At 65.8% G+C, this 1,941-nt stretch carries 2 protein-coding genes and 1 pseudogene; 2 read left to right on the forward strand and 1 reads right to left on the reverse strand.

The window, feature by feature from the left end:
* The coding region (locus tag AC1D00_RS38895; protein WP_477014326.1) for a sensor histidine kinase at positions 1-1,280 on the reverse strand (1,280 nt) is incomplete at its 3' end.
* A gap of 378 nt (positions 1,281-1,658) precedes the next feature.
* Between AC1D00_RS38895 and rpmH the strand changes: the two genes are divergently transcribed.
* Positions 1,659-1,793, forward strand: coding sequence for a 50S ribosomal protein L34 (gene rpmH, locus AC1D00_RS38900; RefSeq protein ID WP_008542748.1), 135 nt, complete (start codon positions 1,659-1,661; stop codon positions 1,791-1,793).
* A gap of 27 nt (positions 1,794-1,820) precedes the next feature.
* Positions 1,821-1,941, forward strand: a pseudogene (locus tag AC1D00_RS38905) (ribonuclease P protein component); the annotation flags it as partial.

A 1,941-nucleotide genomic window follows, 5' to 3' on the forward strand; every position in this document is an offset into this window, starting at 1 on the left:
CCGGGGCCGGTGTCGGAGACCTCCAGGATGGCGACGGCGCCCTCGCGCTTGCCGGTGATCCGGATCTGCTGCGCGCCGCCGTCGCCGGAGGAATGGCTTTCCAGCGCCTGGGCGGCGTTGCGGACGAGGTTGAGCAGCACGCGGAACAGCTGGTCGGGGTCGGCATCGACCGCGAGCCCGCGCTCGATCGCGGCGACCCAGGCGATCGAGGCATCGCTGGCAAGGCCCGCGGTCTCGCGCACTTCCAGCACGACCGGCTCGATCATGATCATGCGGCGGTCGGGCGAGGCCTCCTGGGCGCGGCCGTAGGACAGCGTCGACTGGCAGAAGGCGATGGCGCGCTCGAGCGAGCGCACGAGCTTGGGCGCAAAGCGCTGCACCCGCGGATCCGGCACGCTGGCGAGCTGGTCCGACAGAAGCTGCGCCGACGCGAGCAAATTGCGCAGATCGTGGTTGATCTTGGAGACGGCGAGACCGAGCGCGGCAAGCCGGCTCTTCTGATGCAGCATCGACATCAAATCGCGCTGCATGTCGGACAATTCGCGTTCGGCCACCCCGATCTCGTCGCTGCGCTGGCTCGGCACGATGATCCGCGCCGAGCTCTCGGGGTTTTCGTGGAAGCCGACCAGGCTCGCGGTCAGCCGCCGCATCGGCCGCACGAAGAGATAGTGGAGCGCGAGATAGACGAGGCCCGCGGTCAGCACCCCGATGATCAGCGCGACCACGACGACATTGCGGGAGAATCGGTACATCGACTGCCGCAGCGGCAATTCGTCGGTCACGATCTCGACGAACTGGGCATTGCCGACGCCGGGGCCGACGATGCGGATGGCTTGGTTGCCGGTCTCCAGCATCATCTGGATCGAGCCGGTGATCGCCTCCCACACGGTCATGTCGCGGAGGTCAACGTCGTGCTCGATCGCGGTCGGCAGATTGTCGCTGGCGAGCAGCCGGCGCTGCTGGCCCATCTTGATGGCGACGGCGCGGGCATTGATGCTTTTCAGGATCTCGCGCGACAGCGAATCGGGAACCATGCCGAGCGGCGCGGCGTCGAGCACCAGCGCCGCCGTGTTGGCGGCGGCCACGCGGTCGTTCAGCCGGTTGACCCAGAAGTTGGCGATGGCAGGCACATAGAGCAGGATGGCCGCGATCATCACCAGGGGGACGGTGAGCAGAAGCAGCTTGCCCGACAGCCCAAGCCCGGCAGGCCCACGCGGCCGGATCGCCGGCGGGTCCCCCTGATCCGTATCCTGGATCGGCTGGAGGTCTGTCGCTGCCACGAAATTCGTCCTCACTGATTTGGCCGGACTGCTTAGCCGGTGAACGATCTGGCGGAGGAAGGATGCGGCCCGCCCCCGGTCCGGTCAAATTACGGATCGCTAATCTCCCAATGTGGGATGTAAGCGCTGATACGGCGAGTCGCTACCTCACCGATTAAAAACCCCGCACAAACAGCGATATTCACCGCAATCCTGCGCTCTTGTGGCGTTGACGAAAAGGGGGCGCTCGCATATAAGCCGCGCGAATTGTCCGCGATGACCCGGTGTAACGCCGGGAGCGGCTCTCTTGGGGCCGAAAAAGGGCCCGTTTTGGGCCGCATCTTCCGGACTTTACCATCAATTCTACAGGCAAATTGCCCGGTCAGCGGAGAAAAACCCGTGAAGCGGACTTATCAACCCAGCAAACTGGTGCGCAAGCGCCGTCACGGTTTCCGTGCCCGTCTCGCCACTGCCGGCGGCCGCAAGGTTCTCGCCGCCCGCCGCGCCCGCGGCCGCAAGCGTCTGAGCGCCTGAGCCAGACCCCCTTTTTGGGATTTCATCATGGATCGGCTGAGGCAGCGGGCGGATTTCCTCGCCGTTGCCAATGGCGCGCGGGTGAATAGTCCCGCGTTCGTCCTGCAAAGCCGCTCTCGCGACGACGGCGGCCCGATCCGAGTAGGCT

The sequence above is a fragment of the Bradyrhizobium sp. P2_E8 genome (assembly GCF_056403875.1).